The following is a 24,926-nucleotide window of genomic DNA, read 5'->3' as shown; positions in this document are numbered from 1 at the left end:
AACCCTCATGCAGGCCAAGGATTTCTTCCATCTGGCCAGCCTGCGCTATGGCAAACAACAGGGCCTGGGCCTGACGCCAGCGTTCGAAACGCGCCTGGTCAGCCCCGACGGGCAATCGGTGCGAAGCTTCAGCAATGTGATCATGCCGGTGGATGGCGGCCTGGAAGATGCCGACATCATCGTGTTGCCCGCCTTCTGGGATGACTTCGACGCCCTGTGTGTCCGCTACCCGCAAGTGCTGCCATGGCTGCGCGAACAACACGCGCGCGGCGCGGTGCTCTGCGGCGAAGCTACCGGGGTGTTCTGGCTGGCCGAAGCCGGGCTGCTCGATGGCAAGGAGGCGACCACCTATTGGCGGTTCTTCAACGCCTTCAGCGAACGCTTCCCCAAGGTCCAGCTCAACCAGGACAAGCACCTCACCGACGCCGACAACCTGTATTGTGCCGGCGGCACCACCTCGGCATGCGACCTCTATATCTACCTGATCGAACGTTTCTGCGGCGCCAACATCGCCCAGGCGGTGGCCCGCGACATTCTGTATGAAGTGCAGCGCAGTTACTCGCCGGGGCGTATCGGCTTTGGTGGGCAGAAGTTGCACCAGGATGTGATCATCCTGCAGATCCAGCATTGGCTCGAAGAGCACTTTGCCGACAAATTCCGCTTCGAAGACGTCGCTCGCGAACACGGCATGAGCATCCGCAACTTCATGCGCCGCTTCCAGACTGCCACCGGCGACAAGCCACTGCATTATCTGCAACGCTTGCGCATCGAGACAGCCAAGGGCTTGCTTTCGGGGAGCCGCAAGAGCATCAAGACCATCAGTTACGAGGTGGGTTACGACGATGCGAGTTTCTTTGCGCGGTTGTTCAGGCAGCACACAGAGTTGTCGCCGAACCAGTATCGCCAGCAGTTCCAGCAAGCGGCCTGAAGCACCCTACTGCAGGAGCGAGCTTGCTCGCGAAGGCCGTTAACGATAACGCGGGGCATCTGATGCACCGCGTTGGTCATGAGTTCTTCGCGAGCAAGAACTAGGCGTCCTCGCTCCTACAGGGTGGGGCGTTAGGGTTTGTGCCCGCGCGACAGGAACTCGTGGGACTGCATCTCCAGCAAGCGGCTGAGGGTGCGCTGGAATTCGAAGTTCAAGCGACCGCCGGTATACAGATCCTTGAGCTCGACTTCCGCCGAGATGATCAACTTGACGTTACGGTCGTAGAACTCGTCGACCATGTTGATAAAGCGCCGCGCGATGTCGTCGGTGGTGACGCTCATCTGCTCCACGCCGCTGAGGATCACCGCGTGAAAGATCTTGCCCAGTTCGATGTAGTCGTTCTGGCTGCGCGGACCGTCGCACAGTTGGCGGAATTCGAACCAGGCCACGTCATCGCAGGTGCGCAGCGCGATGATTTCGCGGTTCTCGATCATCAACTTGTCGTTTTCCACCGCCTGGGTGCATTCCGGCGTGAGGGCGCGGAAGCTCTTGCGCAGGCTTTCGTGTGCGGCTTCATTCAGCGGAAAGTGGAACAGCTCCGCCTGCTCCAGGTGACGCAGGCGATAGTCGACGCCGCTGTCGACGTTGACGATCTCGGTGTGCTGCTTGATCAGCGCGATGGCCGGCAGGAAGCGCGCGCGTTGCAGGCCGTCCTTGTACAGGCCGTCGGGCACGATGTTCGAGGTGGCAACCAGGGTTACGCCGTTCTTGAACAGCTCTTCCATCAGGGTACCGAGGATCATCGCGTCGGTGATGTCGGAGACGAAGAACTCATCGAAACAGATCACTCGCGCTTCATCGGAGAAACGCTTGGCGATGATGGTCAGCGGGTTTTTCTCGCCCGGCAGAGTCTTCATCTCTTCGTGCACGCGCTTCATGAAGCGGTGGAAGTGAGTACGGACCTTTTCCTTGAACGGCAGCGCTTCGAAGAAGGTGTCGACCAGGTAGGTCTTGCCGCGGCCCACGCCGCCCCAGAAATACAGGCCCTTGACCGGCGCGCGGTCTTTCTTGCCAAACAGCTTGCCGAGCATCCCTGGCTTGCTTTGCGAGGCCGCGAGCAGGTCGTCGTACAGGCGCTGCAAATGACGCACCGCCGTTTCCTGGGCCGCATCATGGAAGAATTCAGGGCGTTTCAGATCAGCTTGATATCGTTCTAGGGGCGTCATAATTTCGTTAGCAAGGCAACAAAAACGGGCCGTCACTGTAACGACGGCCCTGGATAATGGCAATCAACCCTTGGTCGGGTTAATCCTCGATGGGGGTCAACGCAACGCGCAAGGCTTCAATCCCGGCATCTCGCAGCGCATCACTCGCATATATTGCCGAGCTTTGCGCCACGCATTCGCCGTCGAGCCAAACGTTGAAGCCATCCTTTTCGGTGCGAATGTCCAAGGTTTGACCCGACTGCAATTGCTTAAGAACCGCGCCAGCCTTTTTGCCATCAGCAAACTCGCTCGACAGCAACAATTGCGAGCCATCGGCGGCAAGCACACGGAAGCGGAAGCTATCACCTTCGCGGAAACTGAGGACACGAGATGATTTCGCGACTTTCTTCTTGGTGGCGACCGGCGCCGCTACCGGGTTGACGAACGAGCGCAGGCCCACCGCTTCGCGCAACTCGGCCAGGAACGGCGCGGCAACGGCACGGGCTTTCCTGGCGCCAACCAGCAACAGGTCTTCCATGTCCGAGGGGCGCGACATCAACTGGTGATAGCGCTCACGGGCTTCGCCCAGTTGATCATCCAGCAGCTGGAACAGGCGGTTCTTCGCCTCGCCCCAACCCAGGCCTTGCAGCAGTTCGGCGCGGAACGCTTCTTCCTGGGCCTTGCTGGCAAACGCCTGGTACAGGGTGAACAGGTGCGAGTTGTCCGGGTCCTTGGCTTCGCCGGGCGCGCGGGAGTCGGTGACGATCCGCGAGATGGCGTCCTTCATGTCCTTGGCGCTGGTGAACAATGGGATGGTGTTGTCGTAGCTCTTGGACATCTTGCGGCCGTCCAGGCCCGGCAAGGTGGCGACGCTTTCTTCGATCAACGCCTCGGGCATGGTGAAGAACTCTTTACCGTTGCCGAAGAGATGGTTGAAACGCTGGCCGATGTCGCGGGCCATTTCCACGTGCTGGATCTGGTCGCGGCCCACCGGTACCTTGTGCGCGTTGAACATCAGGATGTCCGCCGCCATCAGCACCGGGTAGCTGTACAAACCCATGCTGATGCCTGCATCCGGGTCTTCGCCGGTTTCCACGTTCTTGTCCACCGAGGCCTTGTAGGCGTGGGCGCGGTTGAGCAGGCCCTTGGCAGTCACACAGGTCAGCAGCCAGGTCAGCTCGGGAATTTCCGGAATGTCTGACTGACGATAGAAGGTCACCCGGTTCACATCCAGGCCACCGGCCAGCCAGGTCGCGGCGATTTCCATACGCGAGCGCTGGATGCGCTGCGGGTCATCGCATTTGATCAGGGCGTGGTAGTCGGCCAGAAAGTAGAAGGAGTCGGCATTGGCGTCCTGGCTGGCAAGGATCGCCGGGCGAATCGCACCGGCGTAGTTGCCCAGGTGCGGCGTGCCAGTGGTGGTAATGCCGGTGAGGATGCGGGTACGAGTCGTCATGGGTATTCGCTTATCAGACTGCTATCAATTGGAGAGACGCGGTAGCACCAGACCCTTGAGGTCGGTCAGCTTGCCATGAAAAAAGTGTCCGCATTCTGCCACTTTCAGCAGCTCATGGGGGCGATTCAAGGCGGCGGACCAGTCGTAGACGGTCTGCGGGTCGACCACTTCGTCGGTTTCCGGCTGGATCAGGGTCAGCGGGCAGCCTTGGGGCAGCACATCGGTATCGCGCAGGCGCATCACCGCGGCGGCGACCATGAACAGGTGCGCGAGCTTTTCGCCCTTGGCTTCCAGACGGCCACCGAGGCTGGCGGCCACATAGCCACCGAAGGAGAAACCGAGCAAGGTGATCGGCAGATCGGGGTGTTTTTCCCGCAACCAGGTGGCGGCCGCTTCGGCATCGTCCACTTCACCGGTGACCATGTCGTGGCTGCCGGCACTGGCGCCGACGCCACGGTAGTTGAAACGCAAAGTGATCAAACCGGCATCGCGGGCGGTGCGTTGCAGGGTCGAAACGACTTTATTGAGCATGGTCCCGCCCTGCACCGGGTTGGGGTGGCAGATCAGCGCCAGGCCACGTGGCTCGGGGTGATCCAGGTACAGGGCTTCCAACTGGCCCACCGGGCCATCGATCAAAACGGGGGTTTCACGCATGAGCAAGAGATGAACTCCGTGACCTCTCAAAGGGTCGACTCGTCTAGCTAAAAGTCTGTGCATGGCATCATTGCGAGCTTAATCGCGGTATACAGCGCAGGTCCGAGCCGTTAACGTAAAGCAAAGCCGTTTATAGAGGAAGGACTCGTGGAACACTCGCTCTTAGTTTGGTTGTTGCCGACTCTTGCCCTGGTTGCCGGTGTCGCCATTGGATTCCTGGTTGCTCGCCTGCTGCCGAATGCCGCGCCTAACCGCACGCAGCGTCAGTTGGATGACATTCAGGAACGTTTTGACAGTTATCAGAACGAGGTTGTTACCCACTTCAACAGCACCGCGACCCTGGTCAAGAAGCTCACCCAGAGCTACCAGGACGTACAGGATCACCTCGCCGATGGCGCCAATCGCCTGGCCCTCGATGACATTACCCGTCAGCGCCTGCTGGCCGCGTTGCATTCCGATGCACCGCAAACGCCACGCGAGCGGCTGACCCCGCCCCGGGAAAACCAGGAACCGCCACGGGACTACGCGCCAAAAACGCCAAACGCCCCGGGCATGCTGGATGAGCATTACGGCTTGAAGAAGTAAGTCGCTTCAAGCAATCAAAAAGCCCGGCTGATCGATGATCAGCCGGGCTTTTTGTTGAGTCTCAGGCCACAGGCTGCTCCTGCAACCACCCACCCTCGATGCGCACATGCCGCCCATGGAAACGCTTGAGGCTGCTGCGGTGCCCGACACTGACGATGCTAAGGCCCGGCAGCTCATCGATCAGTGCCTGGTACAACGTCGCCTCATCCTCCTCGTCCATGGCCGAGGTGGCTTCGTCCATGTACAGCCATTGCGGCGCGAACAACAATGCGCGGGCAAAGGCCAGGCGTTGTTGCTCACCCGGCGAGAGCATGCGTTGCCAGTGGTTGGCCTCATCGAGACGCCCCACCAGGTGCGCCAAGCGGCAGGTCTCCAGAACCTGTGCATAACGTTGCGCCGGGTACACGCTCTCGTCTTGTGGATAACTTAATACTGCCGCCAACGTGCCAATCGGCAGGTACGGCTTCTGCGGCAGGAACAGGTAACGCGCCGCCGGCAGGCGAATGCTGCCGTGGCCCGCCGGCCACAGGTGGCCCATTGCACGCAGCAAGGTGCTTTTGCCGCTGCCGGAGCGACCACTGAGCATCAGGCGCTGGCCCGGCTCGACAATCATGTTGGCGTCGGTAAGCAAGTGACGGCCATCGGACAGGTTCATGCCCAACCCCTGCACCACCAGGCGCTCGCCTTGCGCACTCACATCGATGGCCGCCGGGCGTTGCTCGTTGTCAGTCATGGCCTGCTGAAAACTCAATAGACGGTCGCTGGTAGCGCGCCAGCCGGCCAGGTCGGAGTACGCACTGATAAACCAGCTGAAGTTGCCCTGCACGTTGCCGAACGCCGAGTTGATTTGCATCAGCTCGCCCAACTCGATCTTGCCGGAGAAATACCGCGGCGCCGCGACAATAAAGGCGAAGACGATCGCAATCTGTTCGTAGCCCGCAGTGAAGAATGTCAGGCGCTTGGAGACTTTCATGATGTCCCAGTAGTTATGCCAGACCTTACCGAACCGTGCGCTCAGACGCTGATTCTCGTTTGGCTCACCGTTGTACAGGGCGATGCTCTCGGCATTTTCCCGCACCCGCACCATGGAGAAGCGCAAGTCCGCTTCGAAACGTTGTTGCTGGTTGCTCAAACCGATCAAACGGCGACCGATCAGGTGCGTCAGCCAACTGCCGACGGCGGCATAGAGCAACGCACACCAAAACATATAGCCTGGGATGGTGATGCCGAACACCTCAACGCTGCCCGACACCCCCCACAGGATGACGGAAAACGACACGAGGCTGACGACATTACGCAGCAACCCAAGGCCGAGGCCCAACGTGTTCAGGGTAAAGCTGTTGAGGTCTTCGGAAATTCGCTGGTCCGGGTTATCGGTGTAACCGCCCTGCTCAAGCTGGTAGTAGTTTTTGTTGCCAAGCCAGCGTGCAAAGTACTTTTCGGTGAGCCACGCCCGCCAGCGAATGGTCAGCATCTGGGTCAGGTAGAGGCGGTAGACCGCGCCGAGAATCGCCACCGTCGCGATACCGCAGAAATAGAGGATCTGCTGCCAGAAGGCTGCGGTGTCCTTTTTCTCCAGGGCGTTGTAGAAGTCCTTGTACCAATGGTTGAGCCACACGGAAATTGCCACGCTGAACAGCGACAGGCCGATCACCACGGCGAGCAACAACCAGGCCTTGCCCTTCTCTTCGCTGCGCCAATAGGGTGTGATCATCGTCCAGGTTCGGCGAAAAAATTGCCCACGCACCGCGTCGTTGACCGCGGAGTACTCAGCGTTCTGATTCATCGTTCAGGCTCGGTAGGAAAATTTTACAAGCGTATGAACCGATCATAGAGGGTCGGTTCAGGTGTCCGTGCGGCCTGAAGCAGTCTGTTCAGCTTAGGTTCAGCGCGAAACAGAACGCTTTGAATAGCTTCGGCGGGGCCTATAGGAAAAAAGCTCAAAATCAATTGAAAGACTAAAAAGGATGACAGCGATAGTGGAACCTCTCTTACGTCGCGACCACACAGGATAGGAATATCCATGTCGCACATATAGAGATGTCTTTTATGCAAATAGGCCCTCCATTTAATTCCCCTTACACTGCATTGCCCAGACATCAGCGGTCACCCAGCAACGACAGCCAGCAACAATCCAATGCAAACCAGCGCCATAGACGCTCAATTGATCCCAAGCCCCCCATAGAGCAAGAACTGGTGCAGCAGGTTGTGCCGGACCCCCAATCACCAGGCGATTATAGGGAGCAAAGCGTTAACCCGGATCCGGGCAAAAAAGTTGGGCAGGGGCAAAAAAATATAATACCCACAGACATAGGTCCTAATATCAATGTTGACCCAGTCGTGCAAAAAATTTCCGATTCGTTCAAATCAGTCACGCAAGAAGCGTCTATTTTCTTGAAGAAAAAATTTGCCGAAATGGCAGAAAAAGCCAAGACACCCGCCGAGAAAGAAAAATGGAACATAGATCCCGATAACACCTACCTCGTAACATTCGATTACAACACCACCGGCGAAAAACCCTATCCTGCGAAAGTCATCAAGAGAATCTCATTAACCGAGGCGCTCATCACCAACGCACAAGACACGCCAAAAGGAAAAGGTTATCCAATACCCTTCTTTTCAGGCGGCCCCAACGTCATCGTCAAGCCCGACTTGAAGGCGCATAAACCTGGCATTTTCGATTTCTCCAGTCGCTTCAGTCCATACAATGAAAAAGCCGACATCACGCATACTTATCAGGGGATCTACAAAGAATCCGACACATCGTCGGCGACCGTTTACAACGAAAAAAACCAAAGTTCAATCACGCCTGCGCAGTTCAAGGAACTGATTTGGAAAGCCGACTATGAAAAGCCCTACGGAAAATTCCTGGATGATTTCTGGAGCAGCCACAAGGAGAAGTACCCGACGCTGGCCAAAGCGTCGCTGGTGAAATCAGCCATGGCCCAGCATCAGGAAGGCAGCCTGACTGCGCAGGGCCGCGAGTTGATCATGCGGGCCGCCGGCTTGGCAGGCCATCAGGAATCCTGGCCGGATATCACATACGAGTCCCTTCAAAAGAACCCGCCGAAAGATCCCACTATTGAAGTGGGGCTGCTCAAGCTCGGGCATTATCAATCCACCGACCTTATGTACATAACAGATACCAAAGTTAAGTTCGATGCGCAGGGTAATAAGGTTCCTCCGCTCACCCTGCTTTATATACCCGGCAATAGCTCGCCCATTCATACCTTCAAGAGCCAGGCCGAAATGAAGGACTGGCTCGCCAAGCAAATGGCTGACCCCGCCAAACGTGCTGCGTTGGCGGGGCACTTCCCCCAGAAAGATAAACCTAACGGGTACGCGCGGGCCGGTATAGACGAGACGCTGACTGGACTTGGTACCTGGCCTGAGAAGCGTGAAATTCCAGGAGGACTATTTTCCTATAATAATCGGGCTTTCAGCGGCTATTGGAATCCGCAGGAATTTATTACTACAGAACCCACTAAATTGCCGTTCGATGAAATCACCAAACGTCAAAAAGAGCGCTCTTATTCGGATGCTACCGTCACCATAACCAGTGACGCAGATGTCACCAAAAAAACGATCCTCTCCGGGCTGGAAAAGGCTGCCAAAGTGGCAATGTTCCTGACTCCGCTGGCTCTTGCGATGCCTGAAGTGGCGCTGGCGCTGGATGCTTTTTACCTGGCCAGTGGAGTCACCGAAGCAGGCATCGGTGTCGACGACGCCATAAAAGGCAAACCGCAAGGCACCGAGCGAATAGTATTCGGCCTTTTCAATGCGGCGCTGGTGGTGGCCCCACGCATCTTGAAGCCAGCAAGTAAGGGCGAAGGCATCGCAGAAGAGATCGAGCCTACTGAAGTCGGCACTCGCGATGATCCCGAGCCTGCGAACGAACCCGTCGCCGCTGAAGATGAACCTGCGATTGAAAGTTCGCAAACCGAGCCTGGAAACCCACTGCGACCCAGCCAAGCCGGGAATATCAGCGCCTATGCCATAGCCGATGGAAAAAAGTTGATCAGTACGGCTACACGCAACAGCAAAGGCATTTATCAGGTCAAGGGCGGCGAGGGAGACAGATGGTTCATCACATTGAAGGATGATAAAAACGTCGAGCGCGTATTTGAAATAGACAGCCGTTTCAAGCTAAGTGACGATTATGTTCAAATCATAGACCCAGCGACTCGAAAACCAGCGGTGACGGCGCATTCGACCCACGCTGGAAATTGGACATTAGTCAACGGCCCAGGCGGTATCAACCTGCCCTGGGGCCGAGCGGCGGTTGCGAAAAAACAACTGAATGAAATGATCAAGAACATCGAGACCCCCACGGAGTCACTCTCTGAAGCCGACAGAAAGAAATTCTCTGATGAGCTAACCGATTTGATACAAAAGTCCAAGGCCGAAGAATATCAGAGCTTGTCCGAGTACACAGAGGCGGGTTCCGATGAGATAAACGATGTCCTTCGAAAACAAACAAACCCCGATCTGTACCCGCAGAATGTAAAAGAGTTTTTATCCGACTTTGCCAAGCAAAGTGACTATAACGGCGTGTCTTATCGTTACGCCCATGTTTCCCCTGAAGGTGCAAAAAGCCTGAAATCGGGCGTAGGGAAAGTGTTCCGAGACACTGGCGTGCAATCGGCGTCGACCCAAGCGAGCAATGCCAAGGATTGGAATATCTGGGCGGACAACATTAAACCCGCCGAAAAAACCATACCCGTCGTCTACATATTTGACGAATATATCCCCAAGAAAAACTTGTCCAACTCCATGTTGCCGGATCATGTAGCGGTTCCACCTGACACTTCGCTCGAAGTGCTGGCAACCAAGGAAAAAAATGGCGTGCTGTATGTGTACTTTGGAGGACCTACCAAAATGCCCAAGCAACGATACAACTTGTTTGACGGCAGCGTTGCATGGCCGTTCTGAAACGGCCATCAAAACCTGTAACGGGCCACCGACGAGGGCGATAGTCTTGCAATAACGAATGCACCCAACAATAAAAACGGCGCGGCCTTTGTAAATCCGCGCCTTTTGTCGGGCGTAGTTCTCAGCCCTTTAGAGGGCTCAACGCCGTACCGGGCGTTTCTGCAACTTGCGCTGCAGGGTGCGGCGGTGCATGCCCAGGGCACGCGCGGTGGCGGAGATATTGCCTTCGTGTTCGGTCAGCACGCGCTGGATGTGTTCCCACTGCAAGCGGTCTACCGACATCGGGTTTTCCGGCACCAGGGTGTCGAGATCGGCGTGCTCGGAAAGCAAGGCGGCCAGTACATCATCGGCATCCGCCGGTTTGCACAGGTAGTTGCAGGCGCCACGCTTGATCGCCTCGACAGCGGTGGCGATGCTGGAGTAACCGGTGAGGATCACCACGCGCATTTCCGGGTCGAGCTCCAGCAGCTTGGGCAGCAGCACCAGGCCGGAGTCGCCGTCCATTTTCAGGTCGAGTGCAGCGTAGTCCGGCAGGTCGGCCTGGGCGATGGCCAGGCCCTCTTCGGCGGAGCCTGCGGTGCTCACGCGAAAACCGCGACGGCTCATGGCGCGCGCCATCACGCGGGTAAAGGTGGCATCGTCATCTACCAGCAACAGGTGCGGCAGTTCTTCGCCTTCGACTTGGATCTCGTCACTCATCGATATCTCCTCGTGCGACACGGGGCAGGCGCAGCTCGGTGAGCGTGCCGCCTTCCTCATGACTATAGAGCTTCACTGAGCCGCCCGCGCGGGTCACGCTGGCCTTGCTCAAAAACAGGCCGAGGCCGAAGCCTTTGCCTTTGGTGGTAAAGAACGGTTTGCCGATCTGCTCGGCAATGGCCAGCGGCACGCCCGCACCGTGGTCACGAATACTGATGGTGACGTTTTCCAGGTCCCAGTCCAACTGCACGCCCAGGCCTTCGGGGCAGGCGTCGGCGGCGTTATTGAGCAGGTTGAGCAGCGCCTGGGTCAGATCCGGGGGTGGCGCCATGCGCGGCACAGTGCCCTGCCCCAACAGGTGGAAACGGTAACTGGCTTCGGGGCGCATCAGGTGCCAGCGGTTCAGGGCTTCGTCGAGCCAGCGGGTGACGTCCTGCATCTCGACCGCCAGGCGGCGATTGGCTTCGGCGGCGCGCACCAGCTGCTGCAAGGTCTGCTTGCACTGCTTGACCTGTTCGCGCAGTACGCCGAGGTCTTCCTGCAGTACAGGGTCGTGATGGTCCTGAGTCATTTCGTTGAGCAAAACGCTCATGGTGGCCAGCGGCGTGCCCAACTCATGAGCGGCCCCGGCGGCCTGGGTGGCAACGGCCAGCAGTTGCTGGTCACGCAAGCCTTCTTCACGGCGAATGGCGCGCAGCTCTTCCTGTCGGCGCAGCTCTTCGGCCATGCGTGCGGCAAAGAAAGTGATGACCGCCGCAGACAGCGCGAAACTCAACCACATCCCATAGATCTGCAGGTTTTCCCGCGCGATGGGAAAGGTCTGCAAGGGATAGAACTGCGCCAGCAGCAGGGTGTACAGCGTCAGGGCGATGCCCGACAGCACCACCGAATAGCGCCACGGCAAGGTCACCGCCGCGATGGTCAGGGGCACCAGGTAATAAGAAACAAACGGGTTGGTGGAGCCGCCGGAGAAATACAGCAACACACTGTGGATAAACAGGTCACAGGCCAATTGCAGCGCGTATTCCAGCTCGGTCACCGGCCACGTGGTGCGCAGGCGAATGGCGGTGAACGCACAGAGAACGATGGAAAAACCGAGGGTCACGCCCAGTTGCAGCCAGGGCAGCGGCAACAGGTCGAACCAATAGGCAAGGCCAACCGAACCGGCCTGCGCGGCCAGTACCAGGGTACGAATGAACGTCAGTCGCCAAAGGTTCTGGCGGGTGGCGGAAGTCAGTTTTACGGCGGCGAGCATGAGCTCTCCCGGTGAGCGCTGCAGGCGGATCGGCAGGAGTATAAACGAAGCCGACCGGCTCACACGGCGCGTGTGGCTCTTTGACGCAGGCCGGCTGAATAACCGTTCGTCGGACGCAAAACAACATGTAGAGAATGTGTAAACCCGAAGAACCTGCCACCACCGTCTACAGTCTTACCGAACACGACTATCTCAAGGAGCTCTCATGTCTCGTTTCACTCGCAGCGCAGCCCTCATCACACTCGGCGCAAGCACCCTGGCCAGCCTCCCGGCCATCGCCGCCGATGAGTTGCATTACAACCAGATCGCCCTGCGCGCCGAAGTCAGCCAGGAAGTGGCCCGCGACAAGATGATCGTGACGCTCTACACCGAATCCCAGAACGCCGACCCGGCCAAGCTCGCCGCCGAAATCACCACCACCATGAACCAGGCCCTGGGCCAGGCCCGCGAAGTCAAGGCCGTGACCCTGCGCCAGGGCAGCCGCAACAGCTACCCGATCTACGACAACAAGAACCAGAAGATCACCGGCTGGCGCGAACGCGCCGAACTGCGCCTGGAGAGTGCGGACTTCCCGGCGCTGTCCAAGCTCACCGGCGAGTTGCTCAATACCCTGAAAATGCAAAACATGGACTTCGCCATCGCCGACACCACGCGCAAGTCCAGTGAAGATGCGCTGCTCAAGGAGGCGGTCGCCGCGTTCAAGGCGCGCGCCCAACTGGCCACCGATGCGTTGGGTGGCAAGGGTTACAAGATCGTCAACCTGAACTTCAACACCAATGGTTATCCACAGCCATACGCACGCGGTGGGATGATGATGAAAGCCGCCATGATGGATTCAGCGCCGGTGCCGGAGGTGGAAGCCGGTACCAGCCAGGTGAGCATGAGTGCCGACGGGGTGATCGAAGTGCTGCAATAAACACTTCACTCGACCAACAAAGGCGCAGCCCTCAAGGGCTTGCGCCTTTTTTATGCTTCATCCACCCGGCTACGTCATATCAAGCGGCATATTCGGTGGAATCAAACACGCGGTTTTCGTTACGAAAATAGCGCCGCGGCTAACAGGGAGTGCTGTGTCGGTATCTATTTAATTCACGAGAACTGCGAATATGAGCCTATCTCCCAGCAGTACCCCCGCCCCTCTTCAGCAACACACCCACCTATTCTCGAACAGCCCGGCAACACAGACCGAGCAGCCCCCCACCAAGGCACCCAACGACACGCCCGCCCCCCAAGCCTCCCCCCACGAGGCAGCGCTGCTTGACGCCTACCTCGCAGCGGTGCAGACCAAAGTGCAGGGCAAGACGCCCAAGCTTGTAAAGGTGCCGCCCGAGAGCACATTGGGCCAATGGCTCGAGGTGTATCGGGCGCAATTGGAGCATCCGGTCGTTCAAGCGTGGATGCGCGAGCAGAAGATCGACCAGACCCCGCTTTTAACCGTCAACCCCCGCACGGGCGCACTGACCGCCAACGTAAGGGGCGAGACGAAAACCTTCACCCTCACGGACAACTCGGGCTGGGGCCAGGTCAGTGGCCCGCTTGTAGCGGCAGCCAAAGTGATCGCTCCGGGCAATGTTGAAAAGTTGCAGATGCGCTTTGGCGATGACTACACCGTGGTCCGCGCGGGCGTGGTCGCCAACTTCTACGGGGAACGCCTTCCCACGTCACTGGCCGAAGCTCGAACACAGATCCGGCGACTGGAACACAACCAAGCCTTCGACCCCATCCCACCGGATGATCGTTTGCGCTCTGCCAGCAGCCGCTCGGCCCAGTCCCTCGAACAGCTCAAGTTGAACGCCGAGACGTTCTACACCCAGGCACCTCAAGCATTGGCGTATAAACGCCTGGCGATGGAGGTTGCTGACGAACTGCCAAATGTGCGCGCGCAGGCAAAACTCTGGGCGGAGTCGGTCATTTTCAAACTGACCGGCAAGCAGGTGGATGCCGATACACTTTATTTGAACCGTTTCAGTGGTTCACAAAGCGCATCAACCGCTACCGGGTGGGAACACGTGAACGAAGAGCCTGCGTCCTCCCTGCGCCTGCCGGATGCATTGCTGAAAAACTTCTCCGAACACGATTGGGTCCCAGGCAATCTGGACGTGGAAGCGGGTATCTACACAGACGGCCCGGGTCAGAGCCAGAAGGACGGATACGGCGCACATAACCAGTTCCCGCTGGCGCCATCGGCTCTTATGCACGCGAGTTGGAAAACCGACTTTCAAACACAGATGACCCAGAAAATCGACAATTTCTGGAACGCCCACGGCGATGATTACCAGACGGCAATCAAAGGCGAGTTTACTTATCAAGCTCGAAAGCAACTGAAGGCCTCAGAAGCGAGGCTGCCTGCAGAACAAGCACTGCAAGCCCCCGAACATCGATTCAGCCGGGAAGACTATCGGTTGGTCATGGCTGCGGTGCCCAATCTTCCACTTAACGAAAATACACCGCTGAGCATTGAACAACTCAAGGCCAAAGCCCCGCTCAACGGCGATGTCCAGGTACACGCTTTCAATATCAAAGGCTTCTTGTCCAACGACATCGTGCGCTTCAGCGCTGCCGACGGTGGTCGGCAGGTCCTCTATATCCCTGGTGCCGAACCGGCATTTCTAAGGTTCGATTCCCTGGAGAAGCTGGATCAGTGGGTGATAGACCAAACCAAGGACCCAAAAAAGCGCGAGGCCCTGCTTGCTCATTTTCCATTGATCAGCCGCCAGGACCATGAACCGGGCAAGATTGAACGCTTGACCAAGGTGTTCATGCCCGTTTTGTGGTTCACGAATGCCGGCACCAAAACAGACGGTCTGGACACGATCACCAAAAACCTCGCCAGCGGAAAAGCCAAAGACCCGACGTTCGATGGCGACGGGTCGCACATCAAGGAGGACGTCTTCTCTGCCATGGCATCGGCCAGTAAAGCGCGCATGACCAGTGATGCCGACGTCATGATCAAATCCAACAGCGAGGTGACGCGCGACACTTGGCTTAACGATATTACTGTCGCTGCGGGCCTGCTGACCAAGCTTGCCCCGATTGCGGCGCCCGTTGCGGTCGCGGCAGCCGCTACCGGCTTGACCGAACTGGCACTGGGCGCGGAAAAACAGGCATCCGGCGATACGCTCGCCGAGCGTAACGACGGCGCCTCCAAGGCCTTCGACGGTTTACTGAACACCTTGTTCTCGGTGGGCGCCAGTGCAACGGCCGACGACCCGTTCACCCCTCCTGGAGAATCCTCGGCCGCCCCCAAACCCGCCGCCGAAACGTTTCCCATCGAAAACCCGGGAAACGCGAGCGTCATCAACCGTCTGCGGCCCAGTCAGGTGGGTACTATCAGCCAATACGCGGTGCCGAACGGGGAGCAGCTCATCGAAAATGCCACCCGCAACGCGAAGGGCATGTACCAGGTTAAAAATGCCGCCACCGACACGGACCAGTGGTTTATCCGCTACACCGACGCCACCGGCGTTCGCCAGGTATACGAGATCAAAAGCGACTTCAAACTGAGCGACGACTATGTGCAGATCATCGACCGCGACACAGGTAAACCGGTGTTGACGGTACACGCCGACGGCAACGGCGAGTGGGTACGTGCCTCGGCCAGTGGCGGGCTGAAGTGGCCATGGCAACGCTCCGATTCGCCGACGTCGGGCAGTGAATCACCGAGTGCAAGCCGGATCGCGCAGCGCTTTCTCCAAGCCGACGGGTCGAGCGCCGAAGGCGCGGAGAAGTTCGACGATTACCTGAACCTGAACGAAGGCACCGACTATGTCTTCAACAATACCCTTTATCAGGATGGCCCGACCGTCAGGCGCAAGCTCATCACTTCGTGGCAAGTGGACGATGGCGCGTTCAGTGTTTCCGAGGGTGAAAAGGCCCAACCGAGCACGTTCTCCAACGATGACTACTCCTCCAGTTTTGCACCTGATCTGAATCGTGAGCGCTACAGCGTGGTCACCAAGCAACCCGGTGGAGACGTGCGCACCAAGCTCGACTATCGCGGTGACACATTCGAGGACACCATCGAACACAGGATCGCGACCTTTGAACGAACCATTCCTGATCCAGCGCTACGTGCGCGTATCTCTGAAGTTGCCCACCAGGGCAGTTCGTTCCCGGCCCTCATGGAGTTATCGCCACCGGCCCTCAAAGAAGGGTATGCCGTGAACGCCGGGGAGAAAAGCTTCGTCATCACCTATGACCCCATAGGCAAGGTTCATACAGTGAAGGCCTCAACCCAATGGCAATTGCGGCAGATCACGGATGACGGACTGATCAACGTCAGAGACCTGGATATTGTCAGTACCAGGACCTTCACACTACGTGAGAGTAACGAATTGAACAGTGGCGGCTACAGCATCGACCCCACTGCACCGACCAAGATAGAGGTATCAACGCCCTCTGTAGTGTAGGCAGCGGAACCTGTGCAGATAGCGATTCGTCCTACCTGATGCCCCACAAACGGCGGTAACCTCGGTTATCGTCGTTTTTTGTTCGGGCAGCTTTACTGCCTGCCACCTCAGGGGTCTCCATGGAAAGAATCGCCTTAAAACCGCTCCTCCTCACCGCGGGCCTGCTGGCCGTTATGCCGATGGCCCAGGCGGCCAGCACCCTGGTCTATTGCTCCGAAGCCAGCCCCGCCGGCTTCGACCCCAGCCAGTACACCAGCGGCACCGATTTCGACGCCTCCGCCGAAACCGTGTTCAACCGCCTGACCCAGTTCAAGCGCGGCGGCACCGAGGTCGAACCGGGGCTGGCGACGCGCTGGGACATTTCCCCTGACGGCCTGAGCTATACCTTCCACCTGCGCGAGGGCGTCAAGTTCCACACCACCGATTTCTTCACCCCGACCCGCGACTTCAATGCCGACGATGTGCTGTTTACGTTCAATCGCCTGATGGATGCCCAGAGTCCGTTCCGCAAGGCCTACCCTTCCGAGTCGCCGTATTTCACCGACATGGGCTTGAACACCACGATCAAGAGCGTTGATAAAGTCGACGAGCACACCGTGCGTTTCAACCTGAACAACGTCGATGCCTCGTTCGTGCAGAACCTGGCCATGAGCTTCGCCTCGGTACAGTCCGCCGAGTACGCCGCGCAGTTGTTGAAAGAAGGCAAGGCCGAGGACATCAACCAGAAGCCCATCGGCACCGGGCCATTCGTGTTCAAGCGCTACCAGAAGGACTCGCAGATTCGCTACGTCGCCAATAAACAGTATTGGAAGCCCGAGGACGTAAAACTCGACAACCTGGTGTTCGCCATCACCCCGGACGCCGCGTCGCGCCTGCAAAAACTCAAGGCCGGTGAATGCCAGGTCAGTGGCTACCCGCGCCCCGCCGATATCGAAGTGATGAAGCAGGACCCGAACCTGCGCGTGCTGCAGCAAGCCGGCTTCAACCTGGGCTTCCTGGCCTACAACGTGACCCATCCACCACTGGACCAACTCAAGGTGCGCCAGGCCCTGGACATGGCCATCGACAAACCGGCAATCATCAAGGCGGTGTACCAGGGCGCCGGGCAATTGGCGCAGAACGCGCTGCCACCGGCGCAGTGGTCTTATGACCCGACAATCAAAGATTCCCCGTACGACCCGACCAAGGCCAAGGCGCTACTAAAAGAAGCAGGAGTTGCACCTGGTACCACCATCAATCTGTGGGCGATGACCGTCCAACGCGCGTCCAACCCGAATGCGCGCATGTCGGCACAAATGATCCAGCAGGATTGGGACAAGGTGGGCATCAAGGCCAATATCGTCAGCTATGAGTGGGGCGAATACATCAAGCGCGCCAAAAATGGCGAGCACGATGCGATGATTTATGGCTGGACCGGCGACAACGGCGACCCCGATAACTGGCTCGGCGTGCTCTACAGTTGTGCCGCGGTCAAGGGCAGCAACTACGCCAAATGGTGTAACCCGGCCTATGACAAACTGGTACAGCAGGCCAAGGTCAGCAACGACCGCGAACAGCGCATCAAGTGGTATCAACAGGCACAAAAAATACTTAAGGAACAAGTACCTATAACGCCTATTGCGAACTCGACGGTTTTCCAGCCACTGCGCAAGGAAGTCCACGATTTCAAGATCAGCCCCTTTGGGCTGACGCCGTTCTACGGCGTGAGTCTAGATAAGTAACAGCAACGCCCCAACCGAGTGCGCCAGACGCCTCGGTCGGGCTTTTTTGGTGCGCTCGCCGCACCGAAAAAAACCTCTAAATCAATGCAAATATGTCTAAACTTTCATAATTGCGACATTCATGTACGTTCGTACCACTCTTTCCGCCTTGCAGTGGTTCAGCATCTTGCAATGGGTATGGCGCCTGCATAAGTATCCGCAGGCCGACTCACGAGGTCGCCCTCACCACCAAAAATGACAACAAATCATGAGGCCAACATGCTTAAACACGCAGTCCTTCCGTTATTAGTGAGCGCTGGCCTTATGGCCGCCGCCCCTGCAGCCCTCGCGGCAACTAACCTGGTGTTCTGCTCCGAAGGGAGCCCGGCCGGTTTCGATCCAGGCCAGTACACTACCGGAACAGACTTCGATGCCTCGGCCGAAACCATGTTCAACCGTCTGAGCCAGTTCGAACGCGGCGGCACCGCCGTGGTTCCTGGCCTGGCCACCAGCTGGGACGTGTCCCCGGATGGCCTGACCTACACCTTCCACCTGCGCGAAGGCGTCAAGTTCCACACCACCCCGTACTTCAAGCCCACTCGTGAATTCTCGGCTGACGACGTACTGTTCACCTTCAACCGAATGATCAATAAAGACGATCCATTCCGTAAGGCCTACCCCACCGAGTTCCCGTACTTCACGGACATGGGGATGGACACCAATATCAAGAACATCGAAAAGATCGATGACCACACCGTCAAGTTCACCCTTGGCACCGTGGACGCCGCCTTCATCCAGAACCTGGCAATGAGCTTCGCGTCGATCCAATCGGCCGAATATGCCGCCCAACTGCTGAAGAACGGCACCCCGCAGGACATCAACCAGAAGCCGATCGGCACCGGCCCGTTCGTGTTCAAGAGCTACCAGAAAGACTCGAACATTCGCTACACCGGCAACAAGGACTACTGGAAACCTGAAGACGTGAAGATCGATAACCTGATCTTCGCCATCACCACCGACCCATCGGTGCGTATCCAGAAGCTGAAGAAAAACGAATGCCAGGTCACCCTGTTCCCACGCCCTGCCGACCTCAAGGCACTGGAAGCCGATAAAGACCTGAAACTGCCGCACCAGGCCGGTTTCAACCTGGGTTATATCGCTTACAACGTCATGGACAAGGTCAAGGGCAGCGACCAGCCGAACCCGTTGGCCGACCTGCGCGTGCGCCAGGCACTGGACATGTCGGTGAACAAGCAGCAGATCATCGACTCCGTCTACCAGGGCGCCGGCCAACTGGCCGTCAACGCCATGCCGCCGACTCAATGGTCCTACGACACCACCATCAAGGACGCCAAGTACGACCCTGAAAAAGCCAAAGCGCTGCTCAAGGAAGCCGGCGTCAAGGAAGGTACCGAGATCGTCCTGTGGGCCATGCCGGTTCAGCGTCCGTACAACCCGAACGCCAAGCTGATGGCTGAAATGCTGCAGAACGACTGGTCCAAGATCGGTCTGAAGGTCAAGATCACCAGCTACGAATGGGGCGAGTACATCAAACGCTCCAAAGGCGGCGAGAACCAGGCCATGATCATTGGCTGGAGCGGCGACAATGGTGACCCGGACAACTGGCTGAACGTGCTGTTCGGCTGCGATTCGCTGGCCGGTAACAACTTCTCCAAATGGTGCGACAAGAAATTCGATGGCATCGTGAAGGAAGCCAAGGCCACCTCGGATGTCGCCAAACGCACCGAGCTGTACAAGCAGGCGCAACATATCCTCAAAGACGCAGTCCCGATGACACCTATCGCGCACTCGACGGTGTATCAACCCATGCGCAACACCGTACAGGACTTCAAGATCAGCCCGTTTGGCTTGAACTCCTTCTATGGCGTGAGCGTAAGCGGCAAGTAAGGATCGATAACGGCGACGTCTCAACACGTCGCCGTTATTACATCCACCAGACCCGTAGGAAACAGCCCACGCTCGCAGTCGTTGCTTCTTACAGCAACGAACTGCGATACGCAGCTCCATTGCCTACAGGGTCAATCCGATTTGGCGCATTTACTGCGAAGTCCGCGACCCATAACGTCGTAGGACAGCAGACGCCGCCATTTGGGAAATGCACTTGCTGTGCGTGGGATCAGTGATGTCCCCCTGGCCGCAAGCCAGGGTGATTGCTCGCTGATGACAACTACAAACAAGGATCGGGATCGTCATGCGCCATACCACCGTTCTATCCGCTATTTTTGGCACCAGCCTGTTGGCTGCGGCCACGATGAGCCAGGCCGCCGACAAGAAGAGCCTGGTGTTCTGCTCCGAAGGCAGCCCGGCGGGGTTTGACACCGCGCAATACACCACCGCCACTGACAACGATGCGGCCGAGCCGCTGTACAACCGCCTGGTTGAGTTCGAAAAGGGCGCGACCAATGTGGTACCAGGGCTGGCAACTAAGTGGGATATTTCCGAAGACGGCCTGACCTATACCTTCCACCTGCGCGAAGGGGTGAAATTCCACAGCAACAAGGAGTTCAAGCCGACCCGGGACTTCAACGCCGACGACGTGCTGTTCACCTTCAACCGCATGCTGGACCCCGAGCACCCGTTTCGTAAGGCTTACCCTACCGAGTTCCCGTATTTCAACGGGATGAGCCTGAACAAGAACATCGCCAAGGTCGAGAAAACCGACCCGCACACCGTGGTAATGACACTCAACACAGTCGACGCCGCGTTCGTGCAGAACATCGCCATGAGCTTTGCCGCCATCCTGTCGGCCGAATACGCCGAGCAGTTGCTCAAGGAAGGCAAGCCCAGCGACATCAACCAGAAGCCGATCGGCACTGGCCCCTTTGTCTTCCAGCGCTACCAGAAAGACTCACAGATCCGCTATGTGGGTAACAAACAGTACTGGGACCCGAGCAAGGTCAAGCTGGACCAGCTGATTTTTGCCATCAACACCGACGCCTCGGTGCGCGTGCAAAAACTCAAGGCCGGCGAATGCCAGATCACCCTGCATCCGCGCCCGGCCGACGTCGACGCGCTCAAGGCCGACCCGAAGCTGCAACTGCTGACCAAGCCCGGTTTCAACCTCGGCTACATCGCCTACAACGTGCGCCACAAGCCATTCGACCAGCTCGAAGTGCGCCAGGCGCTGGACATGGCGGTGAACAAGCAGAGCATCCTCAACGCCGTGTACCAGGGCGCGGGGCAGTTGGCAGTCAATGCCATGCCGCCGACCCAATGGTCCTACGACGACAGCATCAAGGACGCCGCCTACAACCCGGAAAAAGCCAAGGAACTGCTCAAGGCTGCCGGCGTGAAGGAAGGTACCGAGATCACCCTGTGGGCGATGCCGGTGCAACGTCCGTACAACCCCAACGCCAAGCTGATGGCCGAGATGCTGCAAAGCGACTGGGCCAAGATCGGCCTCAAGGTCAAGATCGTCAGCTACGAGTGGGGCGAATACATCAAGCGCACCAAGAACGGTGAGCACGATGTGAGCCTGATCGGCTGGACCGGCGACAACGGTGATCCGGACAACTGGCTGGGCACCCTCTACAGCTGCGACGCCATCGGCGGGAACAACTACTCCATGTGGTGTGACCCGGCGTACGACAAGCTGATCAAGCAAGCCAAGGTCGTGACCGACCGAGAACAACGGACTGTTCTGTACAAACAGGCGCAGCAACTGCTCAAGCAGCAGGTGCCGATCACGCCCGTCGCCCACTCAACGGTCAACCAGCCGTTAAGCGCCAAAGTCGAAGGCTTCAAAGTAAGCCCCTTCGGCCGCAACGTATTCTCGGGCGTCAGTATTACCCCATAAGAAAATAACCGGATTGCAGAGAGCGAAGTTGGCTCTCTCGCAAACGCGCAGCCTTTTGTTGGGATTTTTCCTACAGCAAACGTTTGCACCAGCTTGATCGAGTTACACACCCAATAGCCGGATCACCAAAAAAGACCGGCATTAAAAAGAGAACCAAAGGAGCTTCAACCCATGAAACTGAGCAGCAAAGCGCTTCTGGCCTTGGCCATCAGCAGCATCACCGCAACCGCCTTCGCTGAACCCGCCAGCCAGGACTTCGTTCCAACCACGTTGGCCGGCACCAGCGCCCAAAGCGAGGCCAAGGGATTTATCGATGGTCAAAGCCTGGGCGGTACCACGCGTAACTGGTACTCCAGCGAACAGCGCTTCCGTGGCCAGAACTTCAGCTACACGAAACACGGCCAAACCCTCACGGATTCGCGCCGCGAGAACTGGGTACAAGGCACCATCCTCAACTACTCCTCGGGCTTCACCCAAGGCACCGTGGGCGTGGCGACCGAAGTCGCGGCCTACAATGCTCTGGTCCTGGACCGTAGCAAGCGCGACATCAAGGGCGGCTCCAACCGTACCTTGGCCGACTCCAATGGCGATGCAGTAGACCAATGGAGCAAGCTGGGCCTGGCCAACGTCAAGTTCCGTGTCTCGAACACCACCTTGACCGCCGGTCGCCAGAACTTCAGCAGCGGCATCGTCGACACCATCGGCAACCGTGCCCTGCCGTCGAGCTTCGAAGGCGTGAGCTTCAACAGCGAAGAGCTGAGCAACCTGTCGTTCCAAGGCGGTATTTTCGATCGCGTTTCGCCGCGTACCGAGCAGAGCCTGACCAAATTCGTATCCGAGTACGGCAATGGCCAGAAAACCGACAAGGTCAAAACCCTGGGCTTCAACTACCAGCCGTTCAAGAGCCTGAAGACCAGCGTTTTCGCCGCTAACGTCGAAGACTTCTGGAACCAGTACTACTTCGGTGCCACCCACGAATTGGGTGATGCACAGACCCTGGCACTGACCACCGGCCTGAACTACTACAAGACCACCGACACCGGCAGCAAGAAGATGGGCAACATCGACAACGACACTTACTCGTTGTCCCTGGGGCTGACCCACCAGGCTCACAGCCTGACCTTCTCGTACCAGGAAGTTAACGGTAACGAGTACTTCGACTACCTGCACGAAACCAACGGCATCTACCTGGCCAACTCCCTGACGTCCGACTTCAACGCCCCGAACGAGAAGTCCTTCCAGGTCGCCTACGGCATCAACATGGCCGAATACGGCGTGCCAGGCCTGAAGTTCAACATCTACTCGGCACGCGGCTGGGGCATCGACGGTACCCACTACACCGGCACGGCCTATGGCACCGCTGGCAAGTCCCGCAGCGACCTGCGTCTGATGGACGGCGAGAAGCACCAGGAATACGGCGTTGGCACCTCCTACGCGATTCAGAGCGGCCCACTCAAGGCCACCACTATCCGTGGCACCTACGTGACTCACCGCGCCAGCGCAGAACAGCCTGACGGCAACATCAAAGAGTTCCGTCTGGTCACCACCATCCCGTTCAACATTCTTTAATTAGCGCCAGGTAGACGGCGGGCTCAGGACGAGCCCGCCGTTTACGCTTGTCTGGTCCCATCGATTGCAGAGGGCTCTGAATGAAAATGCTCCCGCTACAAGCTGCTGTTGCCGCTGCGCTGTTAAGCGTGGCTATCGGCGTATCGGCCAAACCCCTGGTGGTCTGCACCGAAGCCAGCCCGGAGGGTTTCGACCCGGTCCTGTACACCACCGCCGTCACCGCCGATGCCGCGGCTGAAACCATGTTCAACCGTTTGGTGGACTTCAAGCCCGGCACCACCGAAATCGTGCCAGCGCTCGCCACTTCCTGGGAAATCAGTGACGACGGCCTGACCTATACATTTCACCTGCGCGATGACGTCAAGTTCCACACCACCGACTACTTCAAACCCACGCGCAACATGAATGCCGACGACGTGCTCTGGAGCTTCCAGCGCCAGCTGGACCCGAAACACCCGTGGCACAACAAGTCCAGCGTGGGCTACCCGTACTTCGAGAGCATGGGCTTCAAGGAACTGCTCAAGAGCGTAGAGAAAACCGACGATCACACCGTCGTCTTTACTCTGACCCGTCCTGAAGCACCGTTCCTGGCCGACCTGGCCATGGCGTTCTCCTCGATCCACTCCGCCGAATACGCCGATCAATTGCTCAAGTCCGGCAAGACCGATGACCTGAACGCCAAGCCGATCGGCACCGGCCCGTTTATCTTCACCCGCTACGCCAAGGACGCCCAGGTGCGCTTCAAGGCCAACCCGGACTACTTCCGTGGCAAGCCGCCGGCCGACCCGCTGATCCTGGCGATCACCACCGACAACAACGTGCGCCTGCAGAAGCTCAAGGCCAACGAGTGCCAGATCGCGCTGTACCCCAAGCCCGATGACGTGCCGAGCATGAAGGCCGACCCGAACCTGAAGGTCGCGGAACTGGCGGCGATGACCACCGCCTACACCGCGCTGAACACCACCCACAAGTACATGAGCGACGCGCGGGTGCGTCACGCGATCAACATCGCGTTCGACAAGAAGGGCTACAACGAATCCCTGTATGGCAAAGGCAACGCCGTTGACGCCACCGGCCCGTACCCACCGACCCTGCTGGGCTTCAACGACAAGCTGAAGAACCCGCCACGCGACTTGGACAAGGCCCGCGCCCTACTCAAGGAAGCCGGTGTACCGGAAGGCACCGAGTTCACCCTGTTTACCCGAAACGGCGGCGGCCCGACCAACCCCAACCCGATGCTCGGCGCCCAGCGCATGCAGGCGGACCTGGCGCAGATCGGCCTGAAGGTCAATATCAAGGTCATGGAATGGGGCGAGATGCTCAAGCGCGCCAAAGCCGGTGAACACGACATGGTTTCGGCCGGTTGGGCCGGCGATAATGGCGACCCGGATAACTTCCTCACCCCAAACCTGAGTTGCGATGCAGCCAAAAACGGCGAAAACTACGCGCGCTGGTGTAACAAAGAGTTTCAGGACTTGATCGACAAGGCGCGCGCCGATGCTGAACCCCAGCAACGGACCGCACTCTATGAACAAGCACTGGACGTTTTCGCCAAGGACCAACCGTGGATTCCCATGGCTTACCCGAAAATGTTCACCGCCATGCGTAAAAACGTCGAGGGTTATACCCAAAGCCCTCTGACCACCAATAACTTCGCCACCACCCAGGTGAAGTAAATAAGAGAAACGCTCGGCACCGCCCACCAGGACGGTGCCGA

At 58.2% G+C, this 24,926-nt stretch carries 16 protein-coding genes; 10 read left to right on the top strand and 6 right to left on the bottom strand.

All coding sequences use genetic code 11. The annotated features are described in order from the left end of the window. Window positions 1-31 precede the first annotated feature (31 nt). The gene (locus tag AB4O05_RS09120) at window positions 32-928 is read left to right on the top strand and encodes a GlxA family transcriptional regulator (RefSeq protein ID WP_460137632.1); all 897 of its coding nucleotides are present in this window, start codon (window positions 32-34) and stop codon (window positions 926-928) included. Window positions 929-1,059: 131 nt separating this feature from the next. Here AB4O05_RS09120 and zapE read toward each other — a convergent pair whose 3' ends face one another. The 3 genes from zapE to AB4O05_RS09105 form a co-directional block, all read right to left on the bottom strand. Next, on the bottom strand, window positions 1,060-2,154 hold the full coding sequence (gene zapE / locus AB4O05_RS09115) for a cell division protein ZapE (RefSeq protein ID WP_460131501.1): 1,095 nt from the start codon (window positions 2,152-2,154) through the stop codon (window positions 1,060-1,062). A 79-nt stretch (window positions 2,155-2,233) separates the two neighbouring features. Then, a complete protein-coding gene (locus tag AB4O05_RS09110; protein ID WP_460131503.1) occupies window positions 2,234-3,589 on the bottom strand; it encodes a tryptophan--tRNA ligase in 1,356 nt (451 codons plus the stop codon). 24 nt (window positions 3,590-3,613) lie between these two features. Continuing rightward, complete coding sequence (locus tag AB4O05_RS09105; RefSeq protein ID WP_460131504.1) at window positions 3,614-4,243, bottom strand: alpha/beta hydrolase; 630 nt, start codon at window positions 4,241-4,243, stop codon at window positions 3,614-3,616. Between the two features lie 147 nt (window positions 4,244-4,390). Between AB4O05_RS09105 and AB4O05_RS09100 the strand changes: the two genes are divergently transcribed. Continuing rightward, entirely contained in the window at window positions 4,391-4,828 is a 438-nt protein-coding gene (locus AB4O05_RS09100; protein ID WP_460131506.1) for a Z-ring associated ZapG family protein, read from the top strand. A 61-nt stretch (window positions 4,829-4,889) separates the two neighbouring features. Here AB4O05_RS09100 and AB4O05_RS09095 read toward each other — a convergent pair whose 3' ends face one another. Beyond that, window positions 4,890-6,614 carry an ABC transporter ATP-binding protein/permease gene (locus AB4O05_RS09095; RefSeq protein WP_460131508.1) on the bottom strand — a complete coding sequence of 575 codons (1,725 nt, stop codon included), beginning with the start codon at window positions 6,612-6,614 and terminating at the stop codon, window positions 4,890-4,892. 263 nt (window positions 6,615-6,877) lie between these two features. Here AB4O05_RS09095 and AB4O05_RS09090 point away from each other — a divergent pair, with 263 nt between their 5' ends. Next, the gene (locus tag AB4O05_RS09090) at window positions 6,878-9,760 is read left to right on the top strand and encodes a dermonecrotic toxin domain-containing protein (RefSeq protein ID WP_460131509.1); all 2,883 of its coding nucleotides are present in this window, start codon (window positions 6,878-6,880) and stop codon (window positions 9,758-9,760) included. Window positions 9,761-9,898: 138 nt separating this feature from the next. Here the strand turns inward: AB4O05_RS09090 and AB4O05_RS09085 are convergent, their stop codons facing one another. Then, window positions 9,899-10,459 (bottom strand): response regulator transcription factor, encoded by a 561-nt coding sequence (locus AB4O05_RS09085; RefSeq protein ID WP_010565532.1) that lies wholly within the window; start codon window positions 10,457-10,459, stop codon window positions 9,899-9,901. After that, window positions 10,452-11,714, bottom strand: coding sequence for an ATP-binding protein (locus AB4O05_RS09080; protein ID WP_460131511.1), 1,263 nt, complete (start codon window positions 11,712-11,714; stop codon window positions 10,452-10,454). The genes AB4O05_RS09085 and AB4O05_RS09080 overlap by 8 nt, the downstream gene beginning before the upstream one ends. Before the next feature lie 205 nt (window positions 11,715-11,919). Between AB4O05_RS09080 and AB4O05_RS09075 the strand changes: the two genes are divergently transcribed. The 7 genes from AB4O05_RS09075 (at window position 11,920) to AB4O05_RS09045 (ending at window position 24,885) form a co-directional block, all read left to right on the top strand. Next, window positions 11,920-12,630, top strand: a complete 711-nt coding sequence (locus tag AB4O05_RS09075) for an SIMPL domain-containing protein (RefSeq protein ID WP_460131513.1) — start codon at window positions 11,920-11,922, stop codon at window positions 12,628-12,630. A 190-nt stretch (window positions 12,631-12,820) separates the two neighbouring features. Continuing rightward, window positions 12,821-16,123 carry a dermonecrotic toxin domain-containing protein gene (locus tag AB4O05_RS09070; protein ID WP_460131515.1) on the top strand — a complete coding sequence of 1,101 codons (3,303 nt, stop codon included), beginning with the start codon at window positions 12,821-12,823 and terminating at the stop codon, window positions 16,121-16,123. Between the two features lie 119 nt (window positions 16,124-16,242). Beyond that, entirely contained in the window at window positions 16,243-17,844 is a 1,602-nt protein-coding gene (locus AB4O05_RS09065; protein ID WP_460131516.1) for an ABC transporter substrate-binding protein, read from the top strand. Between the two features lie 258 nt (window positions 17,845-18,102). Next, window positions 18,103-19,731, top strand: a complete 1,629-nt coding sequence (locus AB4O05_RS09060; protein WP_460131517.1) for an ABC transporter substrate-binding protein — start codon at window positions 18,103-18,105, stop codon at window positions 19,729-19,731. A 304-nt stretch (window positions 19,732-20,035) separates the two neighbouring features. Continuing rightward, window positions 20,036-21,640 (top strand): ABC transporter substrate-binding protein, encoded by a 1,605-nt coding sequence (locus tag AB4O05_RS09055; RefSeq protein WP_460131518.1) that lies wholly within the window; start codon window positions 20,036-20,038, stop codon window positions 21,638-21,640. 171 nt (window positions 21,641-21,811) lie between these two features. Continuing rightward, complete coding sequence (locus AB4O05_RS09050) at window positions 21,812-23,209, top strand: OprD family porin (protein ID WP_460131519.1); 1,398 nt, start codon at window positions 21,812-21,814, stop codon at window positions 23,207-23,209. 80 nt (window positions 23,210-23,289) lie between these two features. Continuing rightward, window positions 23,290-24,885 (top strand): ABC transporter substrate-binding protein, encoded by a 1,596-nt coding sequence (locus tag AB4O05_RS09045; protein WP_460131520.1) that lies wholly within the window; start codon window positions 23,290-23,292, stop codon window positions 24,883-24,885. Window positions 24,886-24,926 lie beyond the last annotated feature (41 nt).

This window comes from Pseudomonas sp. S1_G07 (genome assembly GCF_054668565.1).
This window is presented reverse-complemented; position numbering and strand designations above follow the sequence as displayed.

Coding starts and splice junctions, on each gene's coding strand:
- zapE (WP_460131501.1), bottom strand. CDS start 2,154: ATGACGCCCCTAGAACGATATCAAGCTGATCTGAAACGCCCTGAATTC.
- AB4O05_RS09110 (WP_460131503.1), bottom strand. CDS start 3,589: ATGACGACTCGTACCCGCATCCTCACCGGCATTACCACCACTGGCACG.
- AB4O05_RS09105 (WP_460131504.1), bottom strand. CDS start 4,243: ATGCGTGAAACCCCCGTTTTGATCGATGGCCCGGTGGGCCAGTTGGAA.
- AB4O05_RS09095 (WP_460131508.1), bottom strand. CDS start 6,614: ATGAATCAGAACGCTGAGTACTCCGCGGTCAACGACGCGGTGCGTGGG.
- AB4O05_RS09090 (WP_460131509.1), top strand. CDS start 6,878: ATGCAAATAGGCCCTCCATTTAATTCCCCTTACACTGCATTGCCCAGA.
- AB4O05_RS09085 (WP_010565532.1), bottom strand. CDS start 10,459: ATGAGTGACGAGATCCAAGTCGAAGGCGAAGAACTGCCGCACCTGTTG.
- AB4O05_RS09080 (WP_460131511.1), bottom strand. CDS start 11,714: ATGCTCGCCGCCGTAAAACTGACTTCCGCCACCCGCCAGAACCTTTGG.
- AB4O05_RS09075 (WP_460131513.1), top strand. CDS start 11,920: ATGTCTCGTTTCACTCGCAGCGCAGCCCTCATCACACTCGGCGCAAGC.
- AB4O05_RS09070 (WP_460131515.1), top strand. CDS start 12,821: ATGAGCCTATCTCCCAGCAGTACCCCCGCCCCTCTTCAGCAACACACC.
- AB4O05_RS09065 (WP_460131516.1), top strand. CDS start 16,243: ATGGAAAGAATCGCCTTAAAACCGCTCCTCCTCACCGCGGGCCTGCTG.
- AB4O05_RS09060 (WP_460131517.1), top strand. CDS start 18,103: ATGCTTAAACACGCAGTCCTTCCGTTATTAGTGAGCGCTGGCCTTATG.
- AB4O05_RS09055 (WP_460131518.1), top strand. CDS start 20,036: ATGCGCCATACCACCGTTCTATCCGCTATTTTTGGCACCAGCCTGTTG.
- AB4O05_RS09050 (WP_460131519.1), top strand. CDS start 21,812: ATGAAACTGAGCAGCAAAGCGCTTCTGGCCTTGGCCATCAGCAGCATC.
- AB4O05_RS09045 (WP_460131520.1), top strand. CDS start 23,290: ATGAAAATGCTCCCGCTACAAGCTGCTGTTGCCGCTGCGCTGTTAAGC.